This window comes from Janthinobacterium sp. PAMC25594 (assembly GCF_019443505.1).
Lineage (GTDB): Bacteria > Pseudomonadota > Gammaproteobacteria > Burkholderiales > Burkholderiaceae_D > Janthinobacterium.
In genome coordinates this window covers 2576298-2602176 of the sequence record NZ_CP080377.1, presented here as the reverse complement: position 1 = coordinate 2602176, position 25879 = coordinate 2576298, and the positions used below count along the sequence as shown (strand labels likewise).

The window sequence follows — 25879 nt, the reverse complement described above, 5'->3', positions numbered from 1 at the left end:
GTATTGCGCAATTCCGGTCAAGCCACGGCTTGCTGAAAATGCTACAGTCGCTGCTCGTTCAACGGGAAGCGCTCATGCACTATCTGGCCAAGGCACTCTGGTATATCGAATCGCATTACGCGGACAATATCTCGCTCGGCGACATCGCCCACGTGGGCGGCGCCTCGCCGTGTCACCTGACGCGCGCGTTTGGCCTGGCCACGGGCCACTCCCTGATGCGCTATGTGCGGGCGCGCCGGCTTAGCGAGGCGGCCCGCGCGCTGGCGCAGGGCGCGCAAGACATCCTTGACGTCGCGCTGCAGGCCGGTTACAGCTCCCATGAAGCCTTTACGCGGGCTTTCCGCGAACAGTTCCACGTCACGCCGGAAAAGGTGCGGGCCCAGCGCCACGTCGCCAACCTCGCGCTGGTGGAAGCCATCAAAATGGATGTGGCGCCTGGCGTGCCTTTGGCACCACCCCGTTTCGAGCAGAGCCCCGTCATGCTGCTGGCGGGCCTCGTCGAACGTTATCGCGCGGAAACATCTGCCGGCATCCCCGCCTTGTGGCAGCGCTTCCTGCCCCATGCGGCACCCGGCCAGGTGCTGTATGGCGTGTGCTGCAACAATGACGATGCGGGTAATTTCGATTACCTGTGCGCCATGCCGGTGAGCGACTTTTCCCGGGTGCCCGAGGGCTGGACGCGGCTGCGCATCGCCCCGCGCCGCTACGCCGTATTTCACCACCACGGGCATATTTCCACCATCCGCGCCACCTGGTACACGGTGTGGAACGAATGGCTGCCCCAGTCCGGGCTGGAAGTGGCCGACGCGCCCGATTTTGAACGCTACGACCGGCAATTCGATCCCGCCAGCGGCATCGGCGGTGTGGAAATCTGGCTCCCCCTGAAAGCATGAAGATGCTCCATACCTTGTCTGCGCCCATCCTGTTTGCCGGCGGTACCGCGCTGCGCCGGCGCCTGTCGCAAATCGCCGCCGCGCTGGCGGCGGGCTTGCCGCTGTACTGGGTGCTGGGGCCGCAGCCGCTGGGCCCGCTGGCCTGGTGCGCGCCGCTGCCCGTGCTGTGGCTGGCCCTGCGCTCGTCGCGCCGCGATGCCGCCTGGATGACCTTCCTGGCTGCCTTGTTGGGCTTGTCATCGAACTTCAGCTATTTTCGCTTGCTGATGCCCTTGCCGGCCGTGCTGGCCGTGATCGTCGTCAAGGCCTTGCTGTGGCTGCTGGTGGTGCTGGCCACGCGGCGCCTCGTGCTGCGTTACCGCTCCGGCTGGATGGTGCTGGCGTATCCCGTGCTGTGGGTGGCCATCGATACCCTGATGGCTGCCTTCTTGCTCGATGGTAACTGGGGCAGCCTTGCGTATTCGCAAACCGATAACCTTGCCGTGCTGCAGGTGGCAGCGCTGGCGGGCGTGCCTGGCCTGCTGTTTTTGCTGTGCCTGCTGCCCTCGGCGCTGGCCTTGCTGCTGGCGGGCGGCCGCGCGTATGCGCCGGCGGCGGGTGCCGCCGTGTTGCTGCTGGCGGTAGCGTTCGCCGCTGGCGCCTGGCGTGTGCACGATGCGCCGGCAGCAGGCGGGCCGCTGGCGGGGTTGGTGGCCATCGATGACTTCATCGGCCCGGCCACGCCGCCGGCGCGCGCGCAAGCCATCTGGGACCAGTACGCGCGCCACGTGGCGCGGCTGGCCGGGCAGGGCGCCCGGCTGGTGCTGTTGCCGGAAAAGATAGCCGTGCTGGCGCCCGCGCAGGCGGATGCCGTGCGGCAGCGTTTCCAGGCGCTGGCGCGCGGCACGGGCGCATGGATTACGTTGGGCATTGGCGTGCAGGACGCTGCCAGCCGGCGCAACCTGGCCTGGCTGTTTTCTCCCGATGGCGCCGCGCCCGTCAGTTATCAGAAGCATCATCTGGCGCCGCCCGAGCGCGAGTTTCTTGCTGGCAGTGCGTATGCCGTGCAGCCCGTGGCGGGGCAGGCCATGGGCCTGGCCATCTGCAAGGACATGCATTTCGCGCCGCTGGGTCAGGAGTATGGCGCGGCCGGGGCGCAGGCGATGCTGGTGCCGGCCTGGGATTTCCAGCTCGATGCCTGGATGGGCGCGCGCATGACCGTCGTGCGCGGCGTGGAAAACGGTTATGCCGTGCTGCGCGCGGCGCGCGAGGGTATGTTGACGGTCAGCGATGCGTATGGACGGGTGCTGGCGGAACGGGCCAGCAGCGCCATGCCGGGCAGCACCTTGCTGGCGCCACTGCCGGCGGCGCTGCCTGTGGCAACCTGGGCCGGCTGGCTGGGGCCGCTGTTCGGCTGGCTGTGCGTGGCGCTGGGCGTGATCCTGCTGTGCGTGGGGCACCGCGCCGCGCCTTCTGCCTGAGGGAAAATGTCAGGTTTTGCTGCAATGCGCAAAACCGCATTGCACGGCCCCTTTTATATTCTCCGTACGCAGGCCCCCTAATCGCCGCCGATTAATTCACCATGCCGGTGCAATATATCGGCGCGGTGCCGGCATATATATTGCACTGCAATAAGTGGTGTTATCTGGTATTGATTAATTCGGGCGGCTGGTATTAATTGGTACTTAATTCGGCCACGAAGTCATACATATCGCCGCGGAAGTAGGAGCGGCAAAATTCCACGGCGCGGCCATCGCGCAAAAAGCCCAGTCTTTCCACCGACAAACCGGCGTCGCCTTCCTCCGCCTGCAGCAGGCTGGCCTGTTCCCCCGTCAACAACAAGGCGCTGAGGCGCTGCAAGGCGCGCACGGGCCGGTTGCCCGCCAGTTCCAGCGCGTCATACATGGACACGTCGACGGCGTCGAGCGCCGGCAGGCAACTGGCGACGATGGTCGCGTACTCCAGGCACATCGGTATCTCGTCCGCATAGCGGATGCGGTGAAAGCGGTACACGGGCGCGCCCGGCGACAGCCGCAGGCGCAAGGCCTCTTCCGGCGTGACGGTGCCCTCCGCGCGCTTGAGCCACACGCTGCGGGGCGTGCGCCCGCGCGCGCGCATGTCCTCGGAAAACGAGGTCAGCTTGGCGAAATTCTTCTCGATGCGCGTATTGATGAAATTGCCCGAGCCTGGGCGCCGCACCAGCAAGCCCTCGTTGACGAGGCCATCGATGGCCTTGCGCACGGTGATGCGCGAGACGGACAGGTCGCTGGCCAGCTGGCGCTCTGCCGGCAGGGCTTCCTCGGGGCCAAGGATGCGCTTGTCGATCGCTTCGCGCAGTGCGCGCTGCAGTTGCTGGTACAGGGGCAGGCTACTCGTCTGCCCCAGGCCTTGCATGATGTGAGCCAGGGTTGTCATACGCTGAAGGTCTCCGTTACGGCGCGTTGCAGACGCGCTCTGTATCTGTTTTGTGTCGCTGGATAATACCAAAAAAGACCGTTATAAAACCAATTTGAATTATCAGGCCGGCAATTTATGCCTGGCCTCGCTGGTATTTACCCCGCTCATACGGGCTACGGATTGATTCAGCTGAAGTGGTCTGTGTGATTCAAACAACGTTATAAAAAAAAAGTTGCAACTGGTAGTGTTCTGGTATTGGATAGTAGTATATTGGCGTTGAATTGGTTTTGTAAGTGGTTGTACCGAAGGGTCTGCAGCATGCCGGCGAGAGTGGGCGGGCTGGAAAGAAGACCTACGTTAAAAATGAAAAGGTTCCAATCCTGGAGCCTAAATCAAGGGGGAGTACATGAAACGCAATTTGACAGCTAGCGGTGTAACGCGACTGACGCCTATCGCGGCAGCCGTGGGGTTGATGGTACTGGGTGCGAGTTTTGCCGCCCAGGCGCAGGAAGCAGTACAGCCGGATTCAAGTGTTGTGGTGGTAACCGGCGTGCGCGCCGCAATGGCCCAGTCGCTCAATCAAAAGCGTAATTCCGACTCCCTGGTCGAAGTCATCACGGCTGAAGACGTGGGCAAGATGCCGGACAAGAGCGTTGCCGATTCGCTGCAGCGTATCCCTGGCGTGTCCGTCGCCACGGCGGGCGGTTCCGAAGGTGGCTTTGGCGACAATGACCGCGTCAGCCTGAAAGGCACGCCATCGAATCTGACCTTGACCACCCTCAACGGTCACACCGTGTCGAGCGGCGACTGGTATATCTCGAATATCACGGGCGGTGGCCGCAGCGTCAGCTACTCCATGTTCCCGTCCGAGCTGATCGGTCGCGTGACTGTGCACAAGAGCTCGCAAGCCGACCTGATCGAAGGCGGCGCCGCCGGCAATGTCAATATCGAAACCCGCAAGCCCTTGAGTTTCAAGAAGAATTTGACACTGATGGGTTCGATCGAAGGCGCTTACACGGAATCGTCCAAGAAAACCGACGTGCAAGTCAGCGGCTTGATCAACTGGAAAAACGAAGCCAACGACCTGGGCATCTTGCTGCAGGTGTTTGATGAGAAACGCACCTTGCGTCGTCAGGGCCAGGAATTCCTGTGGTGGGAAAAACTCGACAACTCGAATGCGAAAGCCTGGATTGCCGCCAATCCTGGCATCGAGGGCAAGTACCTGTCCCTTCTGACGGGTTCCTCGCTGTTCGAGCAAAAGCGCGAGCGCAAGGGCGGCTCGCTGGACATCGAATACAAGGTGTCGAACGACCTGAGCTTCAACGTCAACGGTTTCTATACCCGCCTCGATGCGGACAACGTCAATACCAACTTCATGCTGGCGCCGTATCAAGTCCTGACGAATAACTGGAGCAATGTGGGCGGCGCCATCCCGTCGTCGTACACGCTCAAGGGCAACACGATTACGTCGATCGCCTTCCCGTCGAAGTGCCCGGTCGCCGATTGCTCGGCCATGGGCGCTTCGGTGCAAGACATCATTGCCCGTCCAGGCTCTTACAGCGATTCGAAATTTGTCGACTTTAACTTCAAGTACCGCGCCAACGCCAATCTGAAGTTTACTGGCCAGGTTGGTACCACGCGCGGTACGGGCCATGCCCGCGACTACGCGTATGAAGGCTGGTTGGCCTATTCGGGCAGCAGTCTGACCACGCATGGCATCGATGCGCCGGCCAATGTCGTCATCGACAATGCCGCGACGTTGAATCCGCGCACCGGTGCCCCGTTCTTCTCCGGTTGGGCAACGGATGTCACCACGCGCGACAAGGAAAACTATGGCCAGGTCGACGGTGCCTACAGCACCGTATGGGATGCCGTGCCGACCATCCGTTTTGGCCTGCGCACCGCCAAGCATGACCGTTCCCTGACCTGGCTCGCAGGCGCCTATCCGGAGGCCGCCGGCCTGCTGGAAAATGTGCCGAAAGGCTTGACGAGCTATCCGACCAGTCCCTTGCCTAACGTGCTGCAGAACCCCTGGACCTTCAGCGGTTCCTCGATGAAGGAGTGGGGCGACAAGTACGCGACGTTCAGCAAGCATGCTTACCAGAGCGAATTCCAGATGACGGAAAAGGCCAATGCCGCCTACGTCATGGGTGACCTGAACTTTGCCGACGTGCAAGGTAACTTCGGCGTGCGTTATGTCAAGACCCAGATCGATGTGGCGAATGCATCGCCGAACGACGTGTGGAAACCGACCCTCAGCTCGAATACCTACAACAACTTCCTGCCGAGCGTGAACTTGCGCACGGACCTGGCGAAGAATGTCGTGCTGCGCGGCGCGGCCAGCCGCACCATGGCGCGTCCTGACTTTGGTGCCCTGGGTGCCTTGAGCCTGAACGACTTGACGATGTCCGGTTCCGGCGGCAATCCGAACCTGAAGCCGATCATGTCGAACAACGTCGATGCGGGCGTGGAATGGTACTTCATGCCGAAGTCGCTGATCGCGGTGAACCTGTATCAGATGAAACTGGGTTCGTATGTCACCTACGGTTCGTCGGTGACGAAGTTCTACAACGCAACTCTCGGTCGCGTAACCGACTACAACATGAGCGCCGCCATCAATACCAAGGCGCGCGTGCGTGGCGTGGAACTGCAGTACACCCAGGACCTGAGCAATGGTTTCGGCTTCAGCGCCAACTACACCTATGCTGACGGCAAGGAAACGCAAGCGGCGCCAAAATCGGCTTGCGCCGATGAAGGCAACTGCGATATGGTCGGCACGTCGAAGAACTCGTACAACCTGTCGGGCTTCTTTGAAAACGCCAAATGGAGTGCGCGCCTGAACTACAGCTTCCGTTCCGCCTTCCTGAATGGCCTGGATCGCAAGAGCGCCATTTACCAGGATGATGTCGGCACCGTTTCGGCTTCCATCAACTACAACATCAACGAGTTCCTGACCCTGTCGCTGGAAGGCAAGGACTTGAACGATCCGCTGTTGAAGTCGTATGCGTCGACCAAAGACCAGCCGCGCGCGTTCTACAAGAACGGCCGCCAGGTATTCTTTGGCCTGCGCGGCAAGATGTAAGACGTTTTACTTGGTTAATGCCTCCCGGCGGACACCCGGGATGGCATGACAATGGCGGAGCGCAGCTGGCTCCGCCATTTTTTTATTGCAAGATGGTTTTCTTTATAGGGTGGGATACCTCCGATGACATTACACGCAATGCTGGCTTGCTTCGCCTGCGCGCTGCCACTGGCCGCCTCTGCCGCTCCCGCCGCGCCGACCTTCGCGCCGGAAGTGGTGGCTTATTATCCCGGCTGGAAATCGGCCGATTTTCCCGTTAACGAGCACAATATTCGCGCTGGCAATGTCAGCCTGATCCAGTACGCGTTCGCCGACATTTGCTGGGATGGCGAACACGGTAACCCGGCGCCCGAGGGTGGTGGCGTGAGCGCCTGCCTCGATGCGCAGGGCCAGCCTTCCCGGCCGGCCAATGGCAGCATCGTGCTGCCGGCGCCGCAAGCCGATGCCGAGAATTTGCGCAAGCTCAATGCGCTCAAGCAAAGTCATCCACGGCTGCGCGTCCTGCTGTCGGTGGGCGGCTGGATCTGGTCGAACCGCTTTTCGGACGTGGCCGCCACGCCGGCCGCGCGCCAGGCATTCATCGCTTCCGCGCTGGAACTGGTGCGCCGGCATGGCCTCGATGGCGTCGATATCGACTGGGAACATCCGGCCACGGGGGGCATTCCCTGTATCGAAGGCAAAGTCTGTCATCGCGGCGACGACAAGGAAAACTATGTGCGCCTGGCCACCGAACTGCGCAGCGCTTTCGACCAGGCGGGCAAGCAGGCGGCTGGCCGCCATTACCTGATCACCATCGCCGCTGGCGCGCATGCCAGCCTGAGCGATGACAGCGACGCCGCGCCGGGCTGGATCGTCCGCTTGGCGGCGCAGCTGGACTGGATCAACCTGATGACGTATGACTACCGCGGCGTATGGGATGCCGAAAATGGCCAGCTGGCACCCCTGTATGCCGACCCGGCCGATCCGCAGCGCGACAAGCATCTGTATGCGGATGCCACCGTGACGCGCTTCCTGCGCGCCGGCGTGCCTGCCGCCAAGCTGGTGCTGGGCGTGCCCTTCTATGGCTATGGCTGGAAGCAGTGCGCCGCCGGTCCCCATGGCGATGGCCTGTACCAGGCGTGCCAGGGCGCGGCCAGCGGCAATGACGCCACGCCGACCTTCACTTACCGGCATCTGCTGGAGCAAGGCTACCTGGTCGATGGCAAGGGCGCACGCGGCTTCCAGCGCCATTGGAATGCCGCGTCGCAAGTACCGTATCTGTACAACCGCGACAGCGGCGTCTTCATCAGCTATGAAGATGCGCAGTCGGTGGCCCATAAAGTGCGCTATATCCGCGACAAGGGTTTGCGCGGCGGCATGTTCTGGGAATTGAGCGGCGATGCGCAGCAGGTGCTGGGCACGGCCCTGGCGCCCATCCTGAAAGGGACGCAGCCATGAACCAGCGCTACCTCGCCCTCGACGTCCTGCGCGGCCTGACCGTGGCCCTGATGATCGTCGTCAATACGCCCGGTGACTGGGGCAGCGTGTATGCGCCGTTCCTGCATGCCGAATGGCATGGTTTTACTGTGACGGACCTGGTCTTCCCCAGCTTCCTGTTTGTCGTCGGCAATGCGCTGGCCTTTGCGTTGGGCAAATATGAGCACCTGGGCCATGGCGCCGTGCTGGCCAAGCTGTGCCAGCGCAGCGCGCTGATCTTTCTGCTGGGCTTTCTGCTGTACTGGTTCCCCTTCTTCAAGCTCGACGATGCGGGACAGTTCGCCTGGTCGCCGCTGTCGCACACGCGCACCCCCGGCGTGCTGCAGCGCATCGCCGTGTGCTACCTGGCCGCCGCCCTGATCCTGCATTACTGGAAGACACGGGGCGCGCTCGTCTTTTGCGCCTGCGCCTTGCTCGGCTACTGGGCCATCCTGGCGACCTGGGGCGACTATACGCTGCACGGCAACGCGCCGGCCAAGCTCGATTTGATCCTGCTGGGCGACAATCATCTGTATCACGGCGAAGGCCTCGCCTTCGACCCGGAAGGCGTGCTCGGTACCTTGCCGGCCATCGTCAATGTGATTGCCGGCTATCTGGCGGGCAGCTTTTTGCGCCAGGCGACGCCGGCACGGCTGCGCTCCAGCTTGCTTCAACTGGCCGTGGCCGGCATCATTTGCGTGGCCGTGGCCCTGTGCTGGAACGAGGTGTTTCCGATCAACAAGAAGCTGTGGACCAGCTCTTACGTGATGCTGGGCATCGGCCTGGATTTGCTGCTGCTGGCGCTGCTGATGTTCATCATCGACGTGCGCAAGATTACGGGCTGGACGTATTTTTTTGAAGTCTTCGGCAAGAACACCCTGTTCATCTACCTGGTGTCGGAAGTGTTGGTGATCATCGCGTTTACCGTGCGCATCGGCAGCGGCAACCTGTACCAGTGGCTGTACCAGCAGTGGTTTACAGGCTGGGCGCCGGCGCGCGTGGGTTCGCTGCTGTTTGCCGTCAGCTTCATGCTGCTGTGCTGGCTGATCGCCTACGCCATGGACAAGCGCAAGATTTATATCAAGGTCTAGCGCTAGAACTTCAGCTTCAGGCCGTAACGCGTGGCCAGCGCGGTGAAGAGCAGCATCAGGGCGGTGACGGCGGCGGCATTCCACAGGCCGGCCGCCCCGCCCGTCTCCAGGTAGGGCCACCAGAAGCGCGGCAGGTGCAGCACGGCCGCCAGTTGCTGCCACAGGTCGGGCACGATGTAGGCGAACAGGGCATTGGTGCCGGCGGGCAACAGCAGCACCGCCCAGGCGCGCCAGCGCCACACATCGATGACGATGTAAAACACGAGGAACAGGGCCAGGATGAGGGCGCTGCAGACCAGGGTATACGATTCCGTCGCCGCGATCTTGTTGATGTGGTGATACGGCCGCAGCAGCAGGCCGGCCGCCAGCAGGCCCAGCGCGAACCACGCCATGAAACGGATGCGCTGCCCATGGCTCAGGGCCGCGTCGCGCAGGAACAGCTGGCCCACCAGGGTGCCGGCCAGCACGTTGGCCGCCGTCGAACCGAGCACTTGCGGCACATTGACGATGGCATTGATGCCTGCCGGCAGGAAATCGAGACTGCCCGCCGTGCCGCCCATGTACAGCACGAGCAGCAGCGCAAACATGCCCATCAGCGCCGTGCCGCTGCCCCGGCACGCCAGGTACATCAAGCTGCACAGCAGATAAGACCAGCCTATCATGCCGAGGATGCCCCACCATGACGGTTGCAGCCAGGTGCTGGAAAACTCGCTATTTAATTCACCGCGGAACGTCGCCAGCAGGAACAACATCAGCACGCCGCCGGCGGCCAGTTCCAGCTTGCCCGCGCCCTGGCGCCACAGCAGCATCATGGCCATATAAAACAGAAGCAAGTACACGGTCTGCGGCAGCAGCGCCGCCTGCGCATCGTAGCGGTAGGCATTCGCCAGCACCACGCCGGCCAGCATCAGGCTGGCGGAGCGCCACAGCAAACGCCCCAGCAAGGCTGGCGTGACGTGGCCGCAATGGCGCTGCAAGGCCAGCGGTATGGCCATGCCCACCATGAACAGAAAGCCGGGAAAGACCAGGTCGGGCACGCTGATGCCATCGGCGCGCGGCCCCGCATGTTCGAGCCAGAAGGCAATGCCTGGCATGCCGGCCAGGTAGTTGACCCAGATCATGGTGACGATCACGCAGCCGCGGAAGGCGTCCAGGCTGATCAGGCGTTCGGCGGGGGAGGTCGATGGCGGCATGGAAGGATGAGAAAAGGTCGAAAAAAAAGCAGCCCCGGCCTGAGCCGGGAACCGCTTTGCGCATGGTGCGGGAGCAGGAATTACTGCGCCGCTGCTGCCGGTGCCGCCGCTGCCGTGGCAGGACGGTTCAGCCACAGGATCCAGTAGCGGGCCAGGTCGCCCACGCCGTCGCCGCCCTTGACCGTTTCCAGGACCTTGATGGCTTCATCTTTCTTGCCGGCCATGGCGTAGGAATAGCCGAGGCGCAGTTTGGCGTCTTCAGGACGCTTCAAGCCGCCCTTGGCGATGCCTTTCTGGATCAGGTCGATACCTTTGTCGAACTGGTCCATCGTCACGAAGGCGTAACCGAGGTTGATCAAGCCCGTGCCATCCTTGCTCTTCATGGCCGAGGCTTCGCCGCTGGCGATGTTTTTCGCATCGTCGGCGGCAGCCTTGTTGGCTTGATCGCGCAGTTTCTTGTGCTTGGCGGCATTCGCACCCGTGCCCAGCACACCTTTGGCAAAGCCCGCGTCGAGGACTTTTTTCGCTTCCGTCGGGAAGGCGTTCTGCAAGGCGATTTCAGCCATGTCGCTGTAATCTTGCGGTGGCATGGTGCCCACGGCCTTGAATTGCAGGCGCAGCACGTCGAGTGCGAAGCGGTCCGAATAGCCGGCCTTGCCTTGCGTGCGGCTCAGCAAATCGCTCCAGTAGTCATCCGACGGGTAGTAGCGCACCAGATTTTCCATGGCGACCAGGTAGGTGGCCGGGTCCTTGCTCTTCGAACCCGTATTGGCCAGCAATTGCAGTTCTTCGATGGTCGGCGTCTTGCCCGCTTGCTGCTTGGCCATCAGGTCGGCCATCAGTTCCTGTTTCGCGCGCGCGAAATCATTGCTGAAGTAGTAGGCGCGAATGATGTAGGGACGCACGGTGGCCACGTCGCCTGTTTCCGTTTGGTAACGGGTGAACCACTTGATGGCGTTCGGATAATCCTTGGCGTTGTAGTGGTAGTTGGCCAGCGCCTGGATGAAGTCGCCCTGGGCTTTCTTGTCCAGCTTGCCCGATTCGATCACCGCTTCCAGTGCCGTCATGGCCATGGCCGCATTGTTGGTGGTGGAGGCCAGCGCCACGCGCAGGCGGTTCAGCACGAACAATTCGTAGGGCGTCAGGGCGGGAATGGCGGCGGCCTGGTCGATGCGGCTTTGTACGTCGGCGTAGTTTTTCGCATCCATCGATGCCTTCACGGCGTCCGGATCGAGCAGCTTGAATACTTCAGGGCGCACTGTGTCGACCGGGGCGGCGGCGGGTGCACCGGCGGCAGCGGCTGGCTTGGCATCCTGCGCGTGCGACAGGGTTGGCAGGACGTTCAGGCCGATGGCGGCCAGGATCAGGCTGAGACGGGCAAGACGGAATTGGGACATGGGTTATCCTTCAATCAATAACAAAAATACGCACCTGCAGTGGCAGCCGCAACATCGCGCAGCAGCCTCGCAAAGGGGCAGGGAAGCTCGAAAAAACACATTTCCGCCAGTCTGCCTGCATAAGACAAACAGAAGCGGCATGATACAGAGCGGCTATTGTCACATAAACGGCTGAGCGGGTGCGGCAAACGTGCGCGCCAGTGCTTGCCCTGCGGCATCGAACAGCAGGCAGCGCTGCGGCGGCAAATGCAGGCGCATGGCGTCGCCCGCCCGGCGCACGCCATCCTCGGCCGGCAGCTTGACGGCCAGCATGTCGTTTACGCCCGGCATGCTGGCGTAAACGATGGCCACGTCGCCCAGGTATTCGACATGGCTGACACTGGCATCGATCACGTTGTTGTTCTCCGTCTCCCTGTGCTGCAGGCTGACATGCTCGGCGCGCACGCCCAGGGTCAGCTGCTCGCCCGGCGCCACGGCGTCACCGTGCGCCTCGACTTCGATCACGGCGCCGCCGGGCAGGCGCACGGCCACCGAACCGGGGCCGCAGGCGACGGCCTCGCAGGCGATGAAGTTCATCTTCGGCGCGCCCAGGAAGCCGGCCACGAACAGGTTGCCGGGATGGTTATATAGCGCGTGCGGACTGCCCACCTGCTCGATGCGCCCGCCGTTGAAGACGACGATGCGCTCGCCCAGGGTCATGGCCTCGACCTGGTCGTGCGTGACGTAGATCATGGTGGTTTTGAGTTCCTGGTGCAGGCGCGAAATCTCCACGCGCATCTGCACGCGCAGCGAGGCGTCGAGGTTCGACAGCGGCTCATCGAACAGGAAGACCTTGGGTTTGCGCACGATGGCGCGGCCGATGGCCACGCGCTGGCGCTGGCCGCCCGACAGGTCCTTCGGTTTGCGTTTGAGCAAAGGTGTGATCTGCAGGATCTCGGCCGCGCGCTCGACGGCGGCGCGCACCTCCGCCTTCTTGTGTCCGGCCAGGCTGAGGGCGAACGCCATGTTCTCGTACACCGTCATGTGCGGGTACAGGGCATAGCTCTGGAAGACCATGGCCAGGCCCCGCTCGGCCGGCGCGATGTCGTTGGCCAGCTTGCCGCCGATATGCAGCTCGCCGTCCGTGATGTCTTCCAGCCCGGCGATCATGCGCAGCAGGGTCGATTTGCCGCAACCGGACGGCCCCACGAAGACGACGAATTCGCCGTCGCGGATATCGAGGTCGATGCCGTGGATGACCGGGTGCTTGTCGTCGTACAGCTTGACGATATTCTTTAAAACGATGTGTGCCATGGGGTGAGTGATTCCTAGCTGGCGCTGGCCGGCGCGGAAGTGGCGCCGGCATCAGATGGGTCGGAGGTATCCTTCGGGCCGATGCGCATGAAGCGCGACAGGATCAATACGGGCACGGCCGACACCAGCACCCACAGGAAAAAGGTCTTGTAGCCGAGCGCCGTCTGGATGTCGCCGCTGATCATCTTGAACAGCACGAAGCCCAGCTGCATCACGCCCGTGGCGAACGCATAGTGGGCCGTCTGGTACTTGCCGACGGAGACCACCTGCATCATGAACAGGATCAGGCCGACGAAGCCGAAGCCATAGCCGAACATTTCCACGCTCAGTGCGGCCGTGATCAGGGTCAGGTCGGTGGGCATGCTGTGGCTCAGGTAATAGAACACCAGGTTCGGCAAATTCATGGCCAGGATCAGGAAGAACATGGCGCGCTTCAGGCCCAGCCACGACGTGAAGTAGCCGCCGCCTATGCTGCCCAGCAAAAAGGCCACAGTGCCGGCCGTGCCGTACACGGCGCCCACTTCCGTCGTCGACAGGCCCAGGCCGCCCAGCTCGCGCGCTTCGCGCAGGAACAGCGGGCCGATGGTCTGCACTTGCGCCTCGCCGGCGCGGAACAGGATGATGAAGGCGATCATGCCCCAGATGCCGGGCTTTTTCAGGAAGTCCACCAGCACGTCCCACAGGGTGCGGCTGATGCCTGCCACGCTCTCGTCGGCCACGGCCGCATTGCGCACCTGCGGCAGCGCCCACAGGTGGTACGCGGCCAGCGACAGCATCATGGCGCCGATGATCAGGAAGATGACCGACCAGGCAGGCTTGACGCCGATATTTTTTTCCAGGTAACCGGCCAGGATCACCAGGCCGCCCAGCGAGATGAATTTGCCCGCATTGAAGAAGGCGCCCTGCCAGCCCGCGTAGGCCGCCTGCTGCTTGTCGGACAGGCTGGCGATGTACAGGCCGTCGCAGACGATGTCGTGCGTCGACGAGGCCAGCGCGGCGACGAACAGCACGGCGATGCAGGCGGCGAACCACAGCGGCGTTTGCAGCGCCAGCGCGATCAGGCCCAGGCTCAGGCCGCCAAGGAACTGGAACAGCACCACCATGGTCTTCTTGCTCGACGCCAGCTCCAGGAAGGGGCTCCACAGCGACTTGAAGACCCAGGCAAAGCCGATCAGGCCCGTCCAGCGGGCGATCTGGTCGTTCGGCACGCCCATGCTCTTGAACATCAGGCCGGCCACCAGCGCGACCGCGTAAAACGGCAGGCCCTGGGCGAAGTACAAGGTGGGCACCCACGAAATCGGGCTGCGGACGCCGCCCTGGCTACGGTTGCTGCTGCTGGTCTTGTCGTTCATGGATGCTTCCTCGGGTCGTCTTGAAAGTGCGGTTTGATTCGGTGGCAAGGGCGGCGCTCACTGGCAGCGTCGCCTGGCCTCGGCCATGATGATGCGGTCGGCCGCCTCCTGCGCGTACACGCCGCTGGCGGGCGGGTAGCGTGCGGCCATGGCCGCCAGGCGCTGCAGCCGCGCGCCCACCGCTTGCAGCGGCAGGGCGCCAGAGGCCAGCGCGGCGCCCACGTCGTCCAGCGCGGCCGGCAACTGCGCGGCATCGGCCAGCAGCGCCATGTCGGCGCCGGCGAGCAGGGCGCGCGCGCCGACGTGCGCGCCTTGCGCGTCGATGCCGGGCGTGAGCAGCACGCCGCCATAGCCCCACTGCTGGCGCAGCAAGCCATGCATCACCGCGGGCGACAGGTTGGCGGGCTGGCTTGCGTCGAGGGCTGGATAGGCCACGTGCGCGCCCATCATCGAGGCCGTCCGCGTGGCGGCCTGGCGAAACGGCACGAAATCGTGTTCTTCCAGCTGCGAGCGGGTCTTGTCAACGCTGGGGAGCTGGCCGCCGGCGCCGTGCCGCGGCAGGTACAGCCTGGCGCAGCACGCCACGCCCTCGGCCTGGCAGCCCGCCGTCCAGGCTTGCGCCATGGCGGCCGCTTGTGCCGGATCGCCGCCAAACGCCTGCGCCGCGCCGGTGTCGAGATTGATCAGGGGCGCCAGTAGCCAGTTGATGCCCAGTGCGCGCAAGCCGCGCGCCGTCGCCGCGCCCGTGCCGTTGGCCAGCTCCGCGTCGCCAAGGGCGCACAGGTCCATGGCGCCCGGTGGCTGCGGCAGCCATGCCGGATAGGCCGAAGGCACGCCGGCCGGGTCGATGGCGATCAGCGCTTGCGGACCCAGGGCGCGCCGCAAGTCCGCGCTCAGGCGCGTCAGCTGCGCCGCATCGCGCAGATTGGCCGCGCGCAGGCACACGGCGCGCACGCCGCTGGCCTGCAGCCATTGCGCCGTGGCCGCATCGAGTTCGATGCCGGGGATGCCCGTCATCAGCAGCTGCCCGGCAAGCCGGCGCAGGTCGGTGGCGATGGCGGCGCTCATTTGACGGCGCCGTCCATGCCGCGCATGAAGAAGCGCTGGGTAAACAGGAATGCCAGCAAGGTCGGCACGATGGTGATCAGGGTGCCGGCGGCGATCACGCGCGTGCTGCTGCCGAACGTGCCGCGCAAATACAGCACGCCCACCGACAGGGGGAATTCATCGGGCTTGCTCATGACGATGGAGGGCCAGATGTATTCATTCCACGATTCGACGGCCGTCAGGATGCCGACGGTGGCCAGCCATGGCGTGATCAGCGGCAGCATGATGCGGCTGAAGATGACCCACTCGGAGGCGCCGTCCACGCGTGCGGCGTCGATCAGGTCTTGCGGCACTTCCTCGAACGCCTGCTTGAGCAGCAAAATGGCCACGGCCGTCACCACGTTGGGCAGGATCACGCCCGTGTAGGTGTCGACCAGGCTCATTTGCGTGATGGTGATGAAGTTGACGAGAAAATTCACCTCCGACGGCAGCACCAGCGTGGCCAGGATCAGGCCGAACACGAGTTTGCGGCCACGGAATTTCAGGCGCGCCAGCGGATACGCGGCCAAAGAGCACAGCAGCAGTTTCCAGAACACGGTGAACACGGCGATCAGCACGGAGTTCTTGAAGAACGACCAGATGGGAATCGCATTGAACACTTCGATGAAGTTCTCAAAAGACGGCGCCTTCGGCCAGAAGGTGGGCGGGAAGGCGAAGATATTGCCTTCCGTGGAAATGGCCGTCACCAGCGTCCACCAGAACGGGAAGACGCAGACGACGGCGATCGCGCACAGCACGGCATAGTGGCCCAGTATTTGCAGGCGGGTTTTCAGGGGGCGGAAACGGGTTTTCATGGTCAGCGGTGCTTCGGTTTCAAATAGCGAAGGCACAGCAGGGCGATGCCGATGCAGAATAGCGAGACGACGAAACTGGCGGCCAGCGCGCGCGGCAGTTTCAAGTGTTTGAGGCCCTGGTCATACGCGTAGTACAGCGCCGTGAAGGTCGAGTTCATCGGGCCGCCCTGGGTCAGCACGTCAACTTCCTGGTAAGCCTTCAGGGCCGCCAGCACGGACAGGATGGAGCACAGCATGATGGTGGGGCGCAGCATCGGCACGGTGATTTTCCAGAAGCGCTGCCAGCGGTTGGCGCCATCGAGCATGGCCGCTTCCTGCATGTCCGACGGGATCGACTGCAGCGCCGCCAGGTACATCACCATGTACCAGCCCAGGCCGCGCCACAAGGTGACGAACATGACGGCGAACAGGGCCAGGCTGTCGTTCGTCAGCCAGCCCACGGGCGCGTTCACGAGTTTCAGGGTCAGCATCACGTAGTTCAAGGCGCCCTGTTCGTGGAACATGAAGCCCCACATGATGCCGACCACGGAAACGGTGGTCACCACGGGCACGTAGAAGGCGGCGCGGAACAAACGGATGCCGGGCAGGCGGTTGTTCACCAGCACGGCCAGCACGATGGCGCCCACTTGCACGAAGGGCACCATCAGCAAAAACATCAGCGAATTCTTCAGGCCCGAGACGAACATCTCGTTGTTGAAGATATAGCGGAAATTGTCGAGGCCGACGAAGCGCGTCTCGCGTATCAGGCTGTAGTCGGTGAACGCCAGCACGGAGCCGTAGCCGACGGGCCAGAAGGAAAAGGCGGCCAGCAGCAGCAGGGCCGGGGCGAGAAACAGCCAGGCTTGCAGAGTGTGGCGGTGGGCGAGTTTCATGGTGTCCTTAGTGGCGCGGCAGGGTGGCCAGCTTGCGGTTCCAGATGGCGACGGCCTGGTCCAGCGCCTGTTTCACGTCCTGCTTGCCCGTCACGCCCGCCTCGACGGCTTTTACCAGCGAGCGGCGCAATTCGTCGTAGTCGTCGATGCCGGCCACGTACAGCGTGCGCGAGTGGCCCATCGACAGGGCGCCGGCGGCGACGGCTTTCTCGGCCGCGCCCGCGTTCTGCGGCGTGGACAGAAAAAACGGGTCGGCCGCCGCCTTGATCGTGGTGGGGAAGACGCTGGCCTGCCTGGCGAATTCGAGCTGGTTGGCGTCGTTCGTCAGGAAGCGCGCGAACTTGCCGACCGATGGCAGCAGGTGCGCCGGCACGCCTTTCGGGATGGCGAAGTGCACCAGCCAGCCGCCGTCGGCGATGCCGGTGGGGCCCAGCGGCGCGGGCGCCACGTCGGTGATGGCGTAGATGTCTTTCGCATCGCCGCGGATGCGCTGCATGGCCGTCGGCGGCGCCAGCAGCATGCCCAGGCGGCCGCCCTTGTAGGCGTCGATCACGGCCGGGAAGTTATCTTCGGCGAACAGGCTTTCCTTCAGCAGGCCGCCGACCTTGTAGGTGTCGGCCAGTTTCTGCACCAGCGCCACGTGCCGCGGCGAATTGAAGACGGCGCGGTTGTCGGTGATGACGGCCAGGCCCTGCTGCATGAACAGGCCATCGATTTTAGAGAGGGCGGGGGCGATGCCGGCCTTGCCCGTGCGTTGCGCGATCTGGCGCGCGAACGCCAGCTGTTCATCGAGGCTGGCGGGGCCGCGCGTGAGGCCCGCCTGCTTGAAAATGGCGGTATTGAAGGCGATCACCGCGACATTGCTGTACATGGGGAAGCCATAGGTGCGGCCCTTGAAGCGCAAGTCTTCCAGGGCGCTGGGAATGTAGCTGGCGCGCGCTGGCGCGATCAGGCCATCGACTTGTGTGAGCAAGCCGTCGCGCGCAAATTCGTCGGCCCAGGGCACGTTCAGGCTGACCAGCGCGGGCGGCGTGCCGGCCACGATGCGCGTGACCAGCTTGGTCTGGATGACGTCCCACGGGAAGTCGATCCATTCGATTTTGACGTCGGGATTCTGCGCTTCATAGCGCGCCACCACCGCATTGAAATACGGCGTGAACTTGGGCTTCATGCTGAAGGTCCAGAATTCGATTTTCTCGGCAGCCCATGCCTGTGGCGCGAGCAGGCCCGCGCAGGCAAATGCTGCCAACAGTCTCTTGATCGTCATTTTTATCCTGGAGCGTGGCGCTCCAATGTCCATGAGTCCGCGGCGCGGGTACATGCCCTTGCCGTCGCTTATATTCTTTTCGCATACTGCGGCCGGCAGCCGCGTCCCGTGCCGGGGCGCAGTTGCCGGGTACTGCCTGTTAGTTCGTTTTGGTGACCTTGCTCAGGTGGCGCGGCGCATCCGGGTCCATGCCGCGCGCGGCCGACAGTTTCGCCGCCATCACGTAGAAGGACTGGATGGCGACGATCGGATCGAGATCTGGCGTGGCCGCCACGGGCAGGGTCAGGTCGCGCTCGGCCACGTCGGCGGGCGCCGCCAGCAGAACCTTGGCGCCACGGCCGCGCATCTCTGTTGCCAGTTGCAGCAGGCCGGCTTGCGTCGGGCCGCGCGTGGCGAAAATCAGCAGCGGGTAGCCGTCTTCGATCAGGGCCATCGGGCCGTGCTTGATTTCGGCACCGCTGAACGCTTCGGCCTGCAGGGCCGAGGTTTCCTTGAATTTCAGCGCCGCTTCCAGCGCCACGGGGAAGCTGATGCCGCGTCCCACGACCATGATGTTACGCGCCGGTGCCAGCACATCGATCGCGGGCGACCAGTCGATGCGCGTCGCTTCAAGCAGCGCTTCGGGCAACGCTTCCAGGCCCGCCTGCAGCTCGGGGTCGTTCTGCCACTGGGCCACCATGCGCGCGCCGGCGACCAGGCTGGTGATGAAGCTCTTGGTGGCGGCGACGCTTTGTTCCTTGCCGGCGCGCAGGGGCATGGCCCATTCGGCGGCGTGCGCCAGCGGCGAATCGATGTCGTTGACGAGGGCCACGGTGGTGGCGCCGCCGTCGCGGAAGTAGCGGATCGGTTCGACCACGTCCGGGCTTTGGCCCGATTGCGAAATCGAGATGGCCAGCGTATCGCGCGTCACCAGCGGCGATTTGTTCAGGGTCACCAGCGACATCGGCAGCGAGGCGACGACACGGCCCAGGCGCGCCATGATCAGGTAGGCGACGTAGTTGCAGGCGTGGTCGGAGCTGCCGCGCGCGATGGTCAGCGCGGTCGAGAACGAGGTGCTCCTCAATTTGCGGCCCAGTTCCGCGTAACGTTCCGTGTCGCTGGCCAGTTGCAGGGCGACGCATTCGGCGGCGGAAATGGCTTCTTTAAGCATCATTGAGGTCACAGATTTCTCCTTCTATATATACAGCTTTGAGTTTGAGATCGCGATCGAGTACCACCAGATCGGCGTAAGTGCCGGGGGCCAGCCGGCCGCGTTCTTCCAGGCCCAGGTAATCGGCGGCATTGGTCGACACGCGCTTGGACGCGTCGGCCAGGTCCAGTCCCAGTCCCACCAGGTTGCGCAGCGCCTGGTCCAGGGTCAGGGTGCTGCCCGCCAGCGTGCCGTCGGGCAGGCGCACGCCGCCCATGCATTTCTGCACGGCGTGGCGGCCCAGCATGTATTCGCCGTCCGGCATGCCGGTGGCGGCGGTCGAATCGGTGACGCAGTACAGGCGCGGGATGGCGCGCAGGGCCACCTTGATGGCGCCCGGGTGCACGTGCAGCAGGTCGGGGATCAGTTCCGCATATTCGGCGTGCGCCAGGGCTGCGCCGACCATGCCCGGCTCGCGGTGGTGCAGGCCGCTCATGGCGTTGAACAGGTGCGTAAAGCCCATGGCGCCATGCTCCAGCGCGGCCACGCCGTCCTCATAGGAGCCGAGCGTGTGGCCGATCTGCACGCGCACGCCGGCGTCGGCCAGGGCGCGCACCAGGTCCAGGTGGCCGGCGATTTCCGGCGCCACGGTGATGACGCGCAGTTTGGCCAGCGTTTGCAGGCGCTCGATTTCGGCCAGGGTGGCGGCGCGCGCGTAGTTCGGCTGCGCCCCGAGCTTGCCGGAATTGATGTACGGGCCTTCCAGGTGGGCGCCCAGCACGCGCGCCGTGTTCGGGCGGCGGTGGTTGGCGGCGATGCCGATGGCCGTCAGGGCCACGTCGATATCTTCCGGCGGCGCCGTCATGGTGGTGGCCAGGAGGCTGGTGGTGCCGTGGCGCGCGTGGATGGCCGCGATGGTGTAGACGGCTTCGCCGCCTTCCATGATGTCCTTGCCGGCGCCGCCGTGCACGTGCAGGTCGATAAAGCCGGGCAGAATATAATCGTCGCTGTTGCCTGACGGGTGGAGGGAATCGCCGGTGATGCTGTCGACGCGCTCGCCGAAGGCGATGGCGCCGTGGATCCAGCCGCCGGGGGTAAGGATATTGCCTTTGATAGTGCTGCTCATCTGCGCGACTCCGCTACGAATTCATAATAATCACTGCGGCAATACGAGTGGGTCAGTTCCACCGCTGCGCCGTTGTCGAGATAACTGACACGGGTGATGTGCAGCATGGCTTCACCCGTCTTGATATTGGCCAGCTTGGCCTGTTCCGCCGTGGCGTTGACGGCGCGGATATGCTGCAGCGCGCGCATCGGGATGGTGCCGCGCGACTCCAGATAGCCGTACAGCGAATCGGTGACCTGCTGCGGGTCCGGCATGTACAGCGCGGGGATGGTGGTCGTCTCGATCGCCATCACCACTTCGTCGGCCGTGCGCAGGCGGCGCAGGCGCGCCACCGGCATGTGCGGCGACAGGCCCAGCGACAGCAGTTCCAGCGGCGCCGCCACGCCGATATCGCGCTGCAGCCAGCGCGAGCCGGCCGTGAAGCCCCGCTGGCGCAATTCTTCCGAAAAGCTCGTCAGGCGCGACAGCGGCTGCTCCAGCTTGGGCGTGATGTAGGTGCCCGAGCCGCGCCTGCGCGTCAGCATGCCCCGGTCGCACAGCATGTCGATGGCCTTGCGCGCCGTGACGCGCGAGATTTCCAGGATGTCCGATAGCACGCGCTCGGAGGGCAAGGCCTGGTTGGCGCGCCAGTCGCCGCTGGCGATGCCGTCCGACAGCATGTTCGCCAGTTGCATGTAGAGCGGCGTGTCGCTGGCGGGATTCGGTTTGAAGGCGGACAGTTTGGTCAGCATGGTCATTGCTCCTGCAAGTGCTTGCTGATCAGGCGCAGGCCGCCTGCGGCCGAGTCGCCCTGTGCCGGCACGACCAGTTGCAACAGTGCCGCCGGCAGGTAGGCCGACAAGGGCGCCGCCAGGCCGCCGCACAGGGCCACGGGCAAGGTGCCGGCCGGGTCGAGCGCCCTGGCGATGAGGGCGATCTGCTGGCCCGCGTCGTTCAGGATGGTGCGCGCCACCACGTTGCTGGCCGCATGTTCGAGCACCAGCCGCGCCAGTTGCGCGAACGTGGTCTGGCTGGCGGCCGCCAGCCACACTTGCATGGCGTTGCGCTGGCCGCCGCAGGCGTCGATGACGGCCGTGGCAAAGGCGCTGCCGGGCACGCGCCCGTCGACCACCTGCTGCGCGTGGTTGATGGCGTGCATGCCGATCCAGGCGCCGCCCGCTTCGTCGCCGGAGGGAAAGCCCCAGCCGCCCACTTCGTGGCGGCTGCCGTCCGCGTGCAGCACTTCGCCTACGCTGCCGGTGCCGATGGCAACGATGACGCCGGGCTGGCCCGCGTGCGCGCCCAGCAGGGTGGTCAGGGCATCCGATTCGAGTGCCACCAAGGCATAGCCGGGATTGTGTTCGACAAAGCTGGCGGCCCACTGCTTGTTGTGCACGCCGGCCAGGCCCAGGCCGATGGCCATACGCTGCAAGGAAGGCTGTTCCAGGCCGGCGGCGCGGAAGGCCAGGGTGACGGCATGCGCCACGGACGTCCAGGCCCGTTCGATGCCCAGACCCAGGCCGGATGGGCCGCTTTGTCCCTGCGCCAGTTCCTGGCCATCGAGGCGCGCCAGGCGTACGCGGGTGCCGCTGCCCCCGCCGTCGACGCCGATTATGTATTCGATCATGTTGTGCAGTCCCGCATATGGTTGATTGCGCCTGTCTCGTTTTTTTATTTGTCGGGCGGCGAAAAAGCTGAAGGCACTATATTGTCGCCTCGATGGCTTGTCAACAGGTATTTAAGTGGTATTAACAAATGCTTTGTGCGATGCCGCGCCATGCCCGAGGTGGTGATTGCAAGTATTTGTTAATAAAGGGATTTTTGTGTTTCGTGAATGGTATTGAAATTGGCCTTGTTTAATGCCAATTTTTTCAGACTGGTCTATGTCTGGTGTTGCGCTATTGCTTGTATGCATGCTTGGCAAGGCGCGCCATGAAGAGTAAAGTCCGCCTTTTACACCTGAGTTGGAAGAGCATGATGAACGACAAGGCAGCAAAGAGCGAGTACTGGGACGACTGGCAGCAAGAGGCGCTGGCCGCCGGCGTGTCGGCGCCGCTGGCCAAGCTGGGCATGGAAATGATGCGCACGCACCGCAAGAACCGCTGGCCGAAGGATTTCCTGGGCCGCGAAAGCGATGGCCCGGTCATGATCGAAATGTGCCTGGAAGACGAGGCCGAAACGGAATTGTTCTTTATCGAGAACCTGTATCCCTACGATGCGGAGCTGATCGAAAAGACGCGCCGCCGCCTGTGCCTGCACTGATAGGGCGCTGATGCCTGACTGGAACGGCCGCCTTGTGCGGCCGTTTTGCTTTTCGGGTGGCATTTTCATGGGGGAGTGTCATAATGGCCCAGGCATTTTCGCCCAAGCATGGAGTAGATGATGAGCAAGGCACAGGACAGCAAGAAAGAAGCCAAGAAGGAACCGGCCAAGAGCATGAAGGAAAAGAAGGAAGCCAAGAAGGTCAAGAAAGAAGAGCGCAAGCGCTGATCATGCGCGTGCGCCGTGCATTGATGCGTCCCTGGCGTGCGCCGGCCCTGCTGGCGGCGTTCGCCTTGCTGGGCTTCGGTGTCCCCGTGTCCGGCGTGCTGGCGCAGGCCAAGCCGCCGCCGTCCACGTTCGGGCAAGTGGTGGGCAATGCCGTGCTGTGCATCGACCAGATCGACAACAAGGCCTTCTATGCCTATTTGCTGACGGCTTTCGGCCCCGCCTACAAGCATGAAGGGGGCGCCTACTGGTTCCGCACGGACGCCACCCTGTGGGGCGCGCCCGTGACCGACGTGATCGTCAGCGACGACACCAGCCCCCTCGTCTTCATGGGCGTGGTAGCCGATTCGACGCCGGAAAAGCTGGAACCGGCCATCCGCAGCGCCTCGGGCCTGCGTTTCAATAAACTCGACAATTCCGCCTTTCCTGTCCGTGGTTCCATGCCTGGCAGTAAAATCGTCTACTTCCGTAGCAAGGCGAAAGTGTATTGCGCCAAATACAAGCCGTTGCCGCCCGCCCGCACCCGCTGAGGGGTTCGGCTTGCCGCCGCGCATTTTGATCGTTTCATCCGCAGGGTCTCCATGTACACGCATTATTTCCAGCTCAAACAATCGCCGTTCTCGATCGCCCCCGATCCGCGCTACCTGTTCATGAGTGAACGCCACCGCGAAGCGCTGGCGCACCTGCTGTATGGCGTGGGCAGCGGCGGCGGTTTCGTGCTGCTGACGGGAGAAATCGGCGCCGGCAAAACCACCGTGTGCCGCTGCTTCATGGAACAGATTCCGGAAAACTGCCAGCTCGCGTATATCTTCAATCCGAAACTGTCCGTCGAGGAATTGCTGCTGTCGATTTGCGAGGAATTCCGCATAGCCGTGGCGCCCGGCGTGGCCAGCGTGAAAGGCTATGTCGACGCCATCAATGCGCATTTGCTGGCCAGCCATGCGCAGGGCAAGAACAATGTGCTGATCATTGACGAAGCGCAAAACCTGTCCGCCGCCGTGCTGGAGCAGCTGCGTTTGCTGACCAACCTGGAAACGAGCGAGCGCAAGTTGCTGCAGATTATCCTGATCGGCCAGCCGGAATTGCGCGCCATGCTGGCCCGGCCCGAGCTGGAGCAGCTGGCGCAGCGCGTGATCGCCCGTTATCACCTGGGGTCGCTGACGGCGGACGAGACGGCCAGCTATATCCGCCACCGCCTGGCCGTGGCGGGCAGCACGGCGCAGACGCCGTTCGCGCCGCGCCTGATGGCGCAGATCCATGCCTTGAGCAAGGGAGTGCCGCGCCGCATCAACCTGCTGTGCGAACGCGCGCTGCTGGGTGCCTATGTGGAAAACCAGCCGCAGGTGACGCGCCAGATATTGCGCCGTGCCGCCGAGGAAGTGTTTGCGGAAGAGGGCAAGCCGGCTGCCGGACGGGGCTTGCGCTGGCCGCACGTGGCCGGTGGCGTGCTGGCCGGTGCGCTGGTGACGGCCGCGCTGGCCTGGCACTTTATGCCGCGTGCCAGCGTGCCCGCCCCGGCGGCCGTCGCACCGGCCTTGGCCGCATCCGTGCCGGCCGCGTCCGCAGCGGTGGCCGCGCCTGTCCTTGCCAGCGTGCCGGACCGCAACGCCGTGCTGCGCCAGCTGGCCGCCCTGTGGGGCGAGCAGTTGCCGGCCGGCGACGCTTGCCAGGCGGGCGCCCGTGCCGGCCTGCGCTGCCTGTACAGCCGGGGCGGCATCGCCGAACTGCGCGTGCTCGATACTCCCGCCATGCTGGCGCTGCGCGACGGGGAGGGTAGGGAACAGCTGGCGCTGCTGACGCGCTTGCAGGGCGAGACGGCCACCTTGATGCTCGATGGCAAACCACAAAGCCTGCCCCTGGCCCAGCTGGCGCAGCGCAGCGATGGCAGTTTTACCACCTTCTGGCGCGCCCCGCGCGGCTGGCGCGACGAAGTGCCGCTGGGTGCCCGTGGCGCCGACGTGGATTGGCTGGCGCAGCGCCTGGCGCAGCAGCGTGGCTTGCCGGCACCGGCCGCCAACCTGCCGCTCGATGCCGAGATGCAAGGCCAGCTGCGAGCTTTCCAGCAGAGCCAGAACTTGCGGGCCGATGGCCTGGCAGGTCCGAAAACGTACATACGCCTGAGGCAACTGGGTGACAACGCGGAGCCGCGCCTGAGCAGCGCAGCTCCTGCCGTGGCAGCACCCGCTGCGACGGCGATCGTGGCGGGGAAATAAGATGTCCTACATACTTGAAGCATTGAAAAAATCGCAGGCCGAGCGCCAACTGGGCGAGTTGCCGTCGATTCACGCACCGCAAGTGCAGCTGCATGATGGCGCGGCGTCCGCTTCTGCGCGGCGCACGCCCGTGTGGCTGGCGCTGGGCGGCGTCGTCGTGGCCGTGGCTGCCGCACTGCTGCTGTGGCAGCCTTGGCAGGCGGACGCGGCGTCGCCTGCGGCCGTTGCTGTCGTGCCAGCCGTGCTGGCCCAGGCCGTGCCCGCTCCCTTGCCCGTGGCTGCCCCGCCAGCGGCGGTCGCACCCGCACCCGCGCCGCTGGCGGCCTCCGTGCCGCCAGCGGCCACCGCCGCGCCCGTGCACCATGCCAGGCCCGTGGCGGAGCCGAAGCAGGAGACGCCCGGTCAGGCCGTGTCGCCGCCCGTTGCGGCCCCGGCGCCCGCAGTGCCGCCCACGCCCGCCGCCGAGGAAACCGTACCCGGCATGCGCGACCTGCCCGAGCCGATACAGCGGCAAATTCCCGCCATTGCCATCGGCGGCTATATCTATTCGAAGAATCCGGCCGACCGTCTGTTGCTGATCGACAAGGTGCTGCGCCACGAGGGCGAAGAGCTGGCACCGGGTCTGGTGCTGGAAAAGTTGCAGCCGAAGGCGGCCATCTTCAGTTTCAAGGGTTACCGCTACCGCGTGCCGTATTGACTTGTTGCGCATCAAGGCCGGGCCGCCATAGCTGAACCATACTGACCTGGCCTGGTCGAACCAGGGTCGCTGCGCC

The 25879-nt window shown here is 64.2% G+C and carries 22 protein-coding genes; 9 read left to right on the top strand and 13 right to left on the bottom strand.

Annotation, left to right across the window (positions count from 1 at the left end):
- Positions 1-74 precede the first annotated feature (74 nt).
- A complete protein-coding gene (locus KY494_RS11770; protein WP_219891050.1) occupies positions 75-893 on the top strand; it encodes an AraC family transcriptional regulator in 819 nt (272 codons plus the stop codon).
- Positions 890-2353, top strand: coding sequence for a carbon-nitrogen hydrolase family protein (locus tag KY494_RS11765; protein ID WP_219891049.1), 1464 nt, complete (start codon positions 890-892; stop codon positions 2351-2353). The genes KY494_RS11770 and KY494_RS11765 overlap by 4 nt, the downstream gene beginning before the upstream one ends.
- A gap of 193 nt (positions 2354-2546) precedes the next feature.
- Here the strand turns inward: KY494_RS11765 and KY494_RS11760 are convergent, their stop codons facing one another.
- The gene (locus KY494_RS11760; RefSeq protein ID WP_219133198.1) at positions 2547-3287 is read right to left on the bottom strand and encodes a GntR family transcriptional regulator; all 741 of its coding nucleotides are present in this window, start codon (positions 3285-3287) and stop codon (positions 2547-2549) included.
- 532 nt (positions 3288-3819) lie between these two features.
- On the opposite strand from KY494_RS11760, the gene KY494_RS11755 reads away from it, so the two are divergent.
- From KY494_RS11755 to KY494_RS11745, 3 genes are all read left to right on the top strand, one after another.
- Entirely contained in the window at positions 3820-6351 is a 2532-nt protein-coding gene (locus KY494_RS11755; protein WP_219133199.1) for a TonB-dependent receptor, read from the top strand.
- A 123-nt stretch (positions 6352-6474) separates the two neighbouring features.
- On the top strand, positions 6475-7788 hold the full coding sequence (locus KY494_RS11750) for a glycoside hydrolase family 18 protein (RefSeq protein WP_219891048.1): 1314 nt from the start codon (positions 6475-6477) through the stop codon (positions 7786-7788).
- On the top strand, positions 7785-8897 hold the full coding sequence (locus KY494_RS11745) for an acyltransferase family protein (RefSeq protein ID WP_219891047.1): 1113 nt from the start codon (positions 7785-7787) through the stop codon (positions 8895-8897). Before KY494_RS11750 ends, KY494_RS11745 begins: the two co-directional genes overlap by 4 nt.
- A gap of 2 nt (positions 8898-8899) precedes the next feature.
- Here the strand turns inward: KY494_RS11745 and KY494_RS11740 are convergent, their stop codons facing one another.
- The 12 genes from KY494_RS11740 to KY494_RS11685 form a co-directional block, all read right to left on the bottom strand.
- Positions 8900-10090, bottom strand: coding sequence for a DUF5009 domain-containing protein (locus KY494_RS11740; protein ID WP_219891046.1), 1191 nt, complete (start codon positions 10088-10090; stop codon positions 8900-8902).
- Positions 10091-10170: 80 nt separating this feature from the next.
- Positions 10171-11487 (bottom strand): M48 family metallopeptidase, encoded by a 1317-nt coding sequence (locus tag KY494_RS11735; protein ID WP_219891045.1) that lies wholly within the window; start codon positions 11485-11487, stop codon positions 10171-10173.
- Positions 11488-11646: 159 nt separating this feature from the next.
- Entirely contained in the window at positions 11647-12780 is a 1134-nt protein-coding gene (locus tag KY494_RS11730) for an ABC transporter ATP-binding protein (RefSeq protein WP_219133204.1), read from the bottom strand.
- A gap of 14 nt (positions 12781-12794) precedes the next feature.
- Positions 12795-14132, bottom strand: a complete 1338-nt coding sequence (locus tag KY494_RS11725; RefSeq protein ID WP_219891044.1) for an MFS transporter — start codon at positions 14130-14132, stop codon at positions 12795-12797.
- A gap of 57 nt (positions 14133-14189) precedes the next feature.
- Positions 14190-15200 (bottom strand): glycoside hydrolase family 3 N-terminal domain-containing protein, encoded by a 1011-nt coding sequence (locus tag KY494_RS11720; protein ID WP_219891043.1) that lies wholly within the window; start codon positions 15198-15200, stop codon positions 14190-14192.
- A complete protein-coding gene (locus tag KY494_RS11715; protein ID WP_219891042.1) occupies positions 15197-16033 on the bottom strand; it encodes a carbohydrate ABC transporter permease in 837 nt (278 codons plus the stop codon). The genes KY494_RS11720 and KY494_RS11715 overlap by 4 nt, the downstream gene beginning before the upstream one ends.
- A 2-nt stretch (positions 16034-16035) precedes the next feature.
- Positions 16036-16905: a carbohydrate ABC transporter permease gene (locus tag KY494_RS11710; protein WP_219133208.1), complete on the bottom strand. Its 870-nt coding sequence runs from the start codon at positions 16903-16905 to the stop codon at positions 16036-16038.
- Between the two features lie 7 nt (positions 16906-16912).
- A complete protein-coding gene (locus KY494_RS11705) occupies positions 16913-18172 on the bottom strand; it encodes an ABC transporter substrate-binding protein (RefSeq protein ID WP_219891041.1) in 1260 nt (419 codons plus the stop codon).
- A 139-nt stretch (positions 18173-18311) separates the two neighbouring features.
- Positions 18312-19325 carry an SIS domain-containing protein gene (locus tag KY494_RS11700; RefSeq protein ID WP_096234196.1) on the bottom strand — a complete coding sequence of 338 codons (1014 nt, stop codon included), beginning with the start codon at positions 19323-19325 and terminating at the stop codon, positions 18312-18314.
- Positions 19315-20427, bottom strand: coding sequence for an N-acetylglucosamine-6-phosphate deacetylase (gene nagA / locus KY494_RS11695; protein WP_219133210.1), 1113 nt, complete (start codon positions 20425-20427; stop codon positions 19315-19317). Before nagA ends, KY494_RS11700 begins: the two co-directional genes overlap by 11 nt.
- Positions 20424-21158 carry a GntR family transcriptional regulator gene (locus tag KY494_RS11690; RefSeq protein WP_219133211.1) on the bottom strand — a complete coding sequence of 245 codons (735 nt, stop codon included), beginning with the start codon at positions 21156-21158 and terminating at the stop codon, positions 20424-20426. The genes nagA and KY494_RS11690 overlap by 4 nt, the downstream gene beginning before the upstream one ends.
- Positions 21159-21160: 2 nt before the next feature.
- Complete coding sequence (locus KY494_RS11685) at positions 21161-22033, bottom strand: BadF/BadG/BcrA/BcrD ATPase family protein (protein ID WP_219891040.1); 873 nt, start codon at positions 22031-22033, stop codon at positions 21161-21163.
- 347 nt (positions 22034-22380) lie between these two features.
- On the opposite strand from KY494_RS11685, the gene KY494_RS11680 reads away from it, so the two are divergent.
- The 4 genes from KY494_RS11680 to KY494_RS11665 all read left to right on the top strand — a co-directional run bounded on the left by KY494_RS11680 (position 22381) and on the right by KY494_RS11665 (position 25803).
- Positions 22381-22668 (top strand): hypothetical protein, encoded by a 288-nt coding sequence (locus KY494_RS11680; protein WP_225243407.1) that lies wholly within the window; start codon positions 22381-22383, stop codon positions 22666-22668.
- Positions 22669-22898: 230 nt separating this feature from the next.
- The gene (locus KY494_RS11675; protein WP_219133213.1) at positions 22899-23423 is read left to right on the top strand and encodes a hypothetical protein; all 525 of its coding nucleotides are present in this window, start codon (positions 22899-22901) and stop codon (positions 23421-23423) included.
- 51 nt (positions 23424-23474) lie between these two features.
- Positions 23475-25106, top strand: coding sequence for an AAA family ATPase (locus KY494_RS11670; RefSeq protein ID WP_219891039.1), 1632 nt, complete (start codon positions 23475-23477; stop codon positions 25104-25106).
- Position 25107: 1 nt separating this feature from the next.
- Positions 25108-25803, top strand: a complete 696-nt coding sequence (locus tag KY494_RS11665; protein WP_219891038.1) for a general secretion pathway protein GspB — start codon at positions 25108-25110, stop codon at positions 25801-25803.
- The last annotated feature ends 76 nt before the right edge of the window (positions 25804-25879 follow it).